Annotated in this window: 1 protein-coding gene; it reads left to right on the top strand. The window is 48.3% G+C overall.

What is annotated here, in order from left to right; genetic code table 11:
- Positions 1–491, top strand: a 491-nt coding sequence (locus J4050_RS15210; RefSeq protein ID WP_208155467.1) for a hypothetical protein, incomplete at both ends; no start/stop codon positions are given.

Genomic DNA, 491 nt, shown 5'->3' with positions numbered 1-491 from the left:
AAAAATTATATCCTTACCATGTTCCCGGACGGCAATTACAAACAGCTATTGGTAACGTATCCAAAAGTTTTAGAAGATGGCGATTATGTCTATGATATAGACCAGGCCACGGCATCTGTTATAAATGATGAGAGCCTGCTCTTTAGGAGCCAGTGCAGCGACCCAAATGCCGAGATATGGTCTTGGAGCGCAACAGGAGGCAATTGCTGGAGTGTTTGTACCAAAGGTGGAGAACATCTTTTAGGCTCAAATGGCATAGTCCAACCTGGTTGTACTGGAGAAGTTGGTAATAACTCGGATTGGCAAACTGATTGTTCTGGAGGTTGGGTGCTTACGGGCTGCGATACCTATATTGACGGAACCCCTGATGGCGCAGGCACTACAACAGGCGGAACAAACGGTGGCGGTGCAGACCCTGACAATGACAACCCACCTGCTGAGCCAGATCTCCCAGACCCTATACCTGCAGTACCCTTTAACACCCACCAAGA

It is taken from the genome of Winogradskyella pelagia, assembly GCF_017581965.1.
Lineage (GTDB): Bacteria > Bacteroidota > Bacteroidia > Flavobacteriales > Flavobacteriaceae > Winogradskyella > Winogradskyella pelagia.
Note: the sequence above shows the minus strand (reverse complement) of the source record. Positions and strands in the feature narration are given on the sequence as shown.